This window comes from Campylobacter sp. (genome assembly GCF_020024835.1).
Taxonomy (GTDB): domain Bacteria; phylum Campylobacterota; class Campylobacteria; order Campylobacterales; family Campylobacteraceae; genus Campylobacter_D.
The window spans coordinates 1-8,245 of record NZ_JAHHTD010000049.1; the positions used below are offsets into that span (position 1 = coordinate 1).

Sequence of the window (8,245 nt, forward strand, 5' to 3'; positions counted from 1 at the left end):
ATTTTATATGATAAAAGAAGAATGTAAATTAAAAAGTAATTTTTTTACTTTGTTATTATTATCATTTTGTGGGTCTATAATTTATGGTTTGCCTTATTTTAGAAAATATTATTATGATGATTATATGACACTTTATAATCTGAATAATTTTGAAATGGGGTTATTAGGTAGTGCTTATGGATTACTTGGCTTATTTTCTTATGCTTTGGGTGGATATCTTGCTGATCGCTTTACTCCTAAGAAATTACTCATATTTTCTTTAGTTGCTACTGGATTTGGAGGCTTTTTACATTTATTTTTTACTTCTTTAAATGCTTTGTTGGTTATTTATGGGGCGTGGGGTATTACTTCTTTATTAACTTTTTGGCCTTCATTAATGAAAATTGTTAGAAGTTTAGCAAATTCTAAAGAACAAGCAAGAGCCTATGGGATTTTTGAAGGAGGGCGAGGAGTTGTAGGAGCAATACATTTAGCTATAGCCACTAGTATTTTTGGATATTTTCAAACAAAAGCACTTGCTGGTAAAGGCATAGAGATGGTTATTATTTTTTATTCTATAGCGCCTATTGTTAGTGCATTTTTATTATTTTTTCTTTTAAAAGATAATACAGAGGAAGAAAGTGAGAAAATGAAACTAAAAGATTTAGTTTTTCTCATTAAAAATTCTGCTCTTTGGCTTGTTGTGGCAATTACATTTTGCACTTATTTTTTTAATATGAGTTTTTATTATTTTACACCATATGCTAGTAATGTTATAGGAACTTCAGCTGTGTTTGCTGCTATTTTAACGGTTTTAGCACAATATATTCGCCCAATTTCATCTACAATAGGTGGTTTTTTAGCAGATGGATGTGGGAAAGCTAAAATTATGATGATAGGTTTTATTTTAATGGGACTCGGGGTTATATTCTTGATATTAAGTTCTAAATTGAGTGGTTTTTTACAAATGAGTGTTTTAACTTTAGCTTGTGTGATAGTTTATATTGCTATGTATTCTAATTTTGGAATTTACTATTCTTTATTAAGTGAGGGAAAAATTCCTTTGCACTTAGCTGGTATGGCTATTGGTATAGTATCTACTTTTGGATATTTACCTGAAATATTTTCTCCACTTTTAGCAGGAGATTTATTAGATAGATTTCCTGGAGTAAAAGGTTATTACATTTATTTTAGTATTATGATAGTAATGGCTATTTTAGGTGTAATTTTTTGTATGGTATGGATAAAAAAATACAACAAAGGAGATGTAAAATGAAAGAAATTCTTAAAAAATTTAAGTATGAAGTAAAAATTATTGAAAATGAATGGATAAAACTAAAAGATGGCACAATGCTTTCTTCTAGAATTTGGTTGCCACAAGTTAAAGAAAAAGTTCCTGCGATTTTAGAATATATTCCTTATAGAAAAAATGATGGTACTAGAACTAGAGATGAGCCTATGCACGGATATTTTGCTGGTAATGGTTATGCTGTTGTTAGAGTAGATATAAGAGGAAGTGGAGAATCAGATGGTATTTTAAAAGATGAATATTTAAAACAAGAGCAAGATGATGCGTTAGAAGTCATAGAATGGATTGCTAAGCAAGAATGGTGTGATGGTAATATAGGTATGATGGGAAAATCTTGGGGAGGTTTTAATTCCTTGCAAATTGCCGCAAGAAGACCAAAAAATTTAAAAGCTATTATTGTTGTTGGTTTTACAGATGATAGATACAACGAAGATATTCACTATAAGGGTGGGTGTTTGCTTAATGATAATTTTTGGTGGGGAAATATTATGCTTGCATATCAATCTCGCTTTGTTGATCCAAAAATTGATCCTAACGGGAGAGATAAGTGGCTAAAAAGACTTGAAAATATGCCTTTATGGCCAGCTTTGTGGCTTGAACATACTTTAAAAGATGATTATTGGAAACATGGATCTGTTGGAGAAAATTATGATGATATACAAATTCCTGTCTTTGCCTTAGATGGCTGGGCTGATTCTTATACAAATCCTATTTTTACTCTTATGCAAGGTTTAAAAGTCCCAAGAAAGGCTATTATAGGACCTTGGGCTCATGTTTATCCACACGATGGAGCACCCTTGCCTGCGATTGGATTTTTACAAGAAGCATTAAAATGGTGGGATAAATGGTTAAAAAATATAGATAATGATGTGCTTGATTGCCCTATGATACAAGCTTATATTGAAGATAGTATGAGACCAAATTCAAAAACGCAGTTTGTAAAAGGTCGTTTTGTCGGAGTTGAAAATTTAGAAAAAAATATCCAATATGAGAATTTTTATTTAAATTTACACAAATTAGCTCATAAAAAATCAGATGGTTTTATAAAAATAAATACTTTGCAAAATCATGGTTTGCTAGCTGGTGAGTGGATGGGAGCTGGAGTTTTAGGGGAAAGTCCAAGTGATCAAAGATTAGATGATGGTTTAGCGGTTGTTTTTGAAAGTGATATTTTAGAAAATAATTTAGACATTTTAGGATTTCCTTCGCTAAATGTAAAGCTTGCAAGTGATAAAGAAAAAGCTATGTTATTTGCTCAACTTAGCGAAGTAAGAGAAGATGGTTTTGTCAAAAGAGTAAGTTATGGAGTTTTAAATTTAGCACTAAGTGATAATAAAGAAGAATTTAAACCATTGGAAAATGGAAAATTTATACATAAGCAATTAAAACTTAATTTGTGTGGATATAGATTTTCTAAAGGATCTAAGATAAGATTATCTTTAGCTAATACTTTTTGGCCTATGTTTTGGCCTATGCCAGAAATTTCAACTTTGACTTTAGATTTAAATCAGTGTGAATTTATGATACCTAAATTTGTAGGTTCAAATTGTGATAAAATTAATATGCAAGCACAAAGTGCTCCGCTAACTCCTTTGACGTTATTAAAAGAGGGTAGAGTTGATCGAAATATTAATTATGACATTTTAAACGATATTTGGATTTACACAACAGATGGTGTTGGTGGAGTATTTGGAGAAGGTGTTTATAAATTTGATGAGGTTGATGTTTTAGTTGAACATAATTTAAAAAGAGAGCTAAGCATTCAAAATAATAATCCACTAAGTGCTAAATATACTATCACGCAAAAAATGAAAATAGGCCGTAAAGATTGTATGGTAGATACAGATATTATTTTAACACAAACAAGTGATGAGGAGTATTTTTATATTAAAGGAAATATGAAAGTGCAAGAAAATAATGTCATTGTTTTTGAAAAAGAATACGATTATAAGACCAAAAGAAATAGCTTGTAAAAATTTCTAAAGTGATATTTCACTTTAGAAATAAAATAAATATTTTATTAGTTTTTAGCACTTTAAATTTATTTTTTACAGAATATAAAGACAAGTTTTTTAAAAAACAATAATTATTTTTTTAAATATATTTAATTTATGAGATCAAATTATTTATCAATCTTTAAATTCTACAACTTCATCAAAATTAAAACGAATTTTTTGAGGTTTTGTGTCATTAGTATTTGTATATCCTAATGTAACAAGTAAGGAAACCCTTTCTTTGTTTGTGTCGAGTTTAAGGTATTGATTGATTTGATTTTTATCAAAACCACCTATTGCACAAGATCCTAAATTTAAGCTATGAGCTGCGTTTATGATATTAGCTAATGCTATGTAACTTTGTTCTTTTGCATAAATAAATTTTTGCTCAAGAGACATATTTTCAATAAAAGGAGTGTAAGTTGTGATAATTTTATTAAAAACTTCTTCATTTACTTTTCTAGATTTAATTTTTTCTTTAAAATAATTAGCAAAATCAGCTCTTGCAATTATGATGATTATAGCACTACATTGTGCTACATGTGTTTGATTATATGCTATTTTAGAAATTTCTTCTTTTTTTTCTTGAGATTGGAATACTAAAAATTTCCAAGGTTCAAGCCCTAAAGAACTAGGTGATAATCTAGCACATTCTAAGATATATTCTAAATCTTTTTTAGATACAATCTTATTTATATAAGATTTTTTTGAAGATCTTTCTTGCATAAGTTTTAAGTAATCAATTTTCATTATTATCCCCTTATATACCTTTTTTATGATACGCATTATACTCTAAAATAAAACTTGATAAATTTATACAATTAATTTTTACTGATTACAATTTCATATTATTTTAAAAAATATTTTACTAAAAGGAGATTTGTTGGTAAAGAAAATTATTTATTTAATATTGTCTGCAATTTTAGTTGGAATAGGTATTTATTATTATTTTTATAATAAAGATGAATTTGATTATTTAACTTATAAAATAAAAAAGCAAGATATTACTCAAAGTATAGAGGCAATAGGAGAAGTATATGCTAAAACTCAAGTAGATGTTGGAGCACAAGTTAGCGGGCAGATTAAAAAGCTTTATGTAAAATTGGGCGATTATGTTAAGGAAGGAGATTTGATTGCTCAAATTGATAAAGACAAACAGCAAAATGATTTAGATATAACTAAAGCTAGACTTGAAAGCACAAAAGCAAATTTAGAAAGTAAAAAAATTGCTTTAGATATTGCCTTAAAACAATACAAAAGAGAACAAAAACTTTATGAACAAAAAGCTACTTCTTTGGAAAATCTTGAAAATTTAAAAAATAATTTTTATACTTTAAAAGCTAGCGTAGCTGATTTAAATGCACAAATTACTCAATTAGAAATTTCATTGAAAAACGCACAAAAAGATTTAGCCTATACAACTATAATAGCACCTAGTAAAGGTAAAATTATAAATGTAGCTGTAGAAGAAGGGCAAACGGTAAATGCAAATCAAAACACTCCAAGTATAGTCCGTTTGGCTGATTTGAGTGAGATGGAAATTCGTATGCAAATAGCTGAAGCTGATATTAATAAAATTAATGTAGGTAAGAATGTTAAATTTAATATTTTAAATGAACCTGATAAGAAATTTGAAGCAGTTATTTCTAGTATAGATCCAGCAAATACTATAATTAGTGACGCAACAAGCAATACGAATTTAAATTCTAACTTAAATTCTAATACTGCTGTATATTATTATGCTAGAGTATTTGTTAAAAATGATAATAATTTTTTGCGTATAGGTATGAGCACAGAAAATGAAATTGCCATTAAAATGGTAAAAAATGCTTTAGTGATCCCGACTTTAGCAATTAAAAATGACGCTAATGGATATTATGTTGAGCTTTTAAAAGACAAGAAAAATATTATTAAAACACCTGTTAAATTAGGCATTAAAGATAGTCTTAATACTCAAATTATAGATGGAGTAAATGAAGGTGATTTAGTAATCATAGGCAAGAATAAAAAATGATACTTTTAAAAAATATTTATAAAAAAATCAATGATATTACTATCTTAGACAATATTAATCTTTATATACAAAAGGGTGAATTTGTAGCTATTATTGGTCAATCAGGTAGTGGAAAAACCTCTCTTTTAAATATTATAGGCACTCTTGATGAGCCAAGTAGTGGAGAATATTTTTTAGATAATTATGAGGTAAATACTGCTTTAAAGGAAGAAAAAGCAAGACTTAGAAGAGAGAAAATAGGTTTTATTTTTCAGCGTTATAATTTGCTTAGTCTTTTAAATGCTAAAGATAATGTTGCTTTACCAGCTGTATATGCTGGAAAAAATAAAAATGAGCGTTTTATAAAGGCTAAAAAATTGCTTTCGTTTTTAGGGCTTACGCACAAAGAATTAGCAAAACCTAATGAATTAAGTGGAGGTCAGCAACAAAGAGTTTCTATCGCAAGAGCTTTGATGAATGGTGGAGAATTAATTTTAGCAGATGAGCCAACTGGTGCGCTTGATTCTAAAAGTGGAGAAAATGTTTTAGATATTTTAACTAAACTCAATATGCAAGGTCATACTATAGTATTAGTTACTCACGATCCAAATATAGCTGCTAAAGCAAAAAGAATTATAGAGATTAAAGATGGAAAAATATTAAATGATAGCTCACCAAAAGAAATTAATAAAATTACTAAAAAAATAATGGCTAAAGAAGTAAAAAATTTTTCTTTACTAAAAAATCAGCTTTTAGAAAGTCTTAGTATGTCAGTTGCTTCTATTGTATCTCATAAATTACGTTCTTTGCTTACTATGCTTGGAATTATCATTGGTATAGCTTCTGTAGTTTGTGTGGTAGCTTTAGGACTTGGTGCGCAGAAAAAAATTTTAGCTTCAATTAATTCTATTGGAACTAATACTATAGAAATAGTTTCAGGAAAAGGATTAGGAGATACACGATCTGGCAAAACAAGATTAAATTTAAGTGATTTAAAAACTTTAAATTCTTTGCCTTATTTAGAAGCAGTGGAGGCTGAAACTAGTAAAACAGGAGTCGTAACATATAAGAATAATTCTTTGCAAGCAAGAATTCGCGGTGTTGGACCAAACCATTTAAAACTTGATAGATCTGTATTGATGAGTGGAAGATTTATTAATGATGAAGATATCAAAGATAATACCAATATTTGCATTATAGATAAAAATGCTTTAAAAATTTTATTTGATAATATAAATTCAGATGAAGTTTTAGGCAAAAGTATTATTTTTAATAAACAACCATTAACTATAGTTGGAGTTTCTCAAAAAGAGAAAAAAGATGAAATTGGTGTAGATGAAAATACTATAAAAATTTACACTCCTTATACGACTTTAATGAATAAAATTACAGGCGATAAGCAAATAAGAATGATTGTAACTAAGGTAAAAGATGAAGTTAATCCTATTTTAGCTGAAGAAGCAATAGTAAAAATTTTAGAAATTAAACGTGGCAAGAAGGATTTTTTTACTATAAATTTAGACAAGATTAAACAAAAAATAGAAGAAAATACCGCCACTTTAACTTTGCTCATTTCTTCTATAGCTATAGTTTCTTTGATAGTTGGTGGTATAGGTGTTATGAATATTATGTTAGTTTCTGTGAGTGAAAGGACAAGAGAAATTGGTGTGAGAATGGCTATTGGTGCTAGAAAAGAAGATATTTTAATGCAATTTTTAATAGAAGCTGTGTTAATTTGTTCTTTTGGAGCATTTTTAGGGGTAATACTTTCTTTTGTGATAATAGAAATTTTTAATTCTTTACAAATAGGATTTACTATGATACTTTCTTTAAATTCTGTATTTTTAGGGCTTTTGAGTTCAGTATTTATTGGGCTTATTTTTGGATTTTTTCCAGCAAAAAATGCTGCAAATTTAAATCCTATCAATGCACTTTCAAAGGAATGAAATGAAAAATATTTTTATTATTTTTTTAGTTTTATTTTTTAGTGCTTGTGCTAGCGTAAGATTAGAACAAATTAAACAAGAACAAATCGCACAACAAACATTTGAAGATTTTAACGCAAGTTATCCTTGGTGGCAAAAATATAATAATGAAACCTTAAATCAAATCTTGCAAATTATAATTGACAATAACAAAGATTTAAATATAGCAAGAATAAAACTTTTAAGCACTTTAACAAAATACGAGCTTTTAAAACTAGATTTGTATCCAACTTTAAGTGGAAATTTGGGGGCTAGTATTAATAAAAATCTAAAAAATGGTATCGAAAATAATGGTTTTTCCAATGGTTTGATGTTAAATTATGAACTTGATTTGTATGCAAAAATTTCTGATCAAATTGCATCGTCTAACTTTTTAGTGAAAGCAAGTGAGTATGAATTGCAAAAAATGAGACTTGATATTGTAAATCTCACCATAAATTCTATTTTTGAGCTAATTTATTTTAATGATGTAGATATTTTACTCAATCATCATCTTAAAAATCTTGAACAAATGTTAAAAATTTACACCATAAAATTTGATTATGGTAAAGTAGAATACATTGATCTTTTAAATCTAAAAAAAACTTTACTTAACACAAAGCAAAATATCACAACAAATCTTCAAAATAAAGAAGTAGCAATGAAAAATTTAAAAGATTTATTAGGAACTAGTGATGAAAAATTGATTAATAAGCTTTTTACTTATAAATTAGATGATTTTTTTATAGAAAATATAGATTTTGATATAGATTTAAAAATGCTTTCTTATACACCAGAAATTCAAGCAAAATTTAATCTGCTTAATTCATCTTATAAAAATCATTCTAGTATGCAAAAGAGTATCTTGCCAAGTATCAAAATACTCGGTAGATTAGATGGTAAAGATGAAAATTTTAATGATAGTTTTAAATTTTTGATATTTGGTGGTAATGTTGTGATTGATTTACCTTTTTTAGATTTTTATAGAGTAAGAAAAAATATAAAA

Annotated in this window: 6 protein-coding genes; 5 read left to right on the forward strand and 1 reads right to left on the reverse strand. The window is 27.5% G+C overall.

Translation table 11 applies throughout. The features are described 5' to 3' along the window. The first annotated feature begins 7 nt into the window (after nt 1-7). Both QZ429_RS07000 and QZ429_RS07005 read left to right on the forward strand, forming a co-directional pair. Complete coding sequence (locus QZ429_RS07000) at nt 8-1,255, forward strand: MFS transporter (protein ID WP_291953204.1); 1,248 nt, start codon at nt 8-10, stop codon at nt 1,253-1,255. Continuing rightward, complete coding sequence (locus tag QZ429_RS07005) at nt 1,252-3,261, forward strand: CocE/NonD family hydrolase (RefSeq protein WP_291953195.1); 2,010 nt, start codon at nt 1,252-1,254, stop codon at nt 3,259-3,261. The genes QZ429_RS07000 and QZ429_RS07005 overlap by 4 nt, the downstream gene beginning before the upstream one ends. Before the next feature lie 156 nt (nt 3,262-3,417). Here QZ429_RS07005 and QZ429_RS07010 read toward each other — a convergent pair whose 3' ends face one another. Then, a complete protein-coding gene (locus tag QZ429_RS07010; protein WP_291953197.1) occupies nt 3,418-4,032 on the reverse strand; it encodes a nitroreductase family protein in 615 nt (204 codons plus the stop codon). Nucleotides 4,033-4,165: 133 nt separating this feature from the next. Between QZ429_RS07010 and QZ429_RS07015 the strand changes: the two genes are divergently transcribed. The 3 genes from QZ429_RS07015 to QZ429_RS07025 all read left to right on the forward strand — a co-directional run. Further along, nucleotides 4,166-5,296 (forward strand): efflux RND transporter periplasmic adaptor subunit, encoded by a 1,131-nt coding sequence (locus QZ429_RS07015; protein WP_291953199.1) that lies wholly within the window; start codon nt 4,166-4,168, stop codon nt 5,294-5,296. Beyond that, on the forward strand, nt 5,293-7,221 hold the full coding sequence (locus QZ429_RS07020; protein WP_291953201.1) for an ABC transporter permease: 1,929 nt from the start codon (nt 5,293-5,295) through the stop codon (nt 7,219-7,221). Before QZ429_RS07015 ends, QZ429_RS07020 begins: the two co-directional genes overlap by 4 nt. A gap of 1 nt (nt 7,222) precedes the next feature. Next, a partial coding sequence (locus tag QZ429_RS07025) for a TolC family protein (protein WP_291953203.1) occupies nt 7,223-8,245 on the forward strand: 1,023 nt, incomplete at its 3' end.

Coding starts and splice junctions, on each gene's coding strand:
- QZ429_RS07010 (WP_291953197.1), bottom strand. CDS start 4,032: ATGAAAATTGATTACTTAAAACTTATGCAAGAAAGATCTTCAAAAAAA.
- QZ429_RS07000 (WP_291953204.1), top strand. CDS start 8: ATGATAAAAGAAGAATGTAAATTAAAAAGTAATTTTTTTACTTTGTTA.
- QZ429_RS07005 (WP_291953195.1), top strand. CDS start 1,252: ATGAAAGAAATTCTTAAAAAATTTAAGTATGAAGTAAAAATTATTGAA.
- QZ429_RS07020 (WP_291953201.1), top strand. CDS start 5,293: ATGATACTTTTAAAAAATATTTATAAAAAAATCAATGATATTACTATC.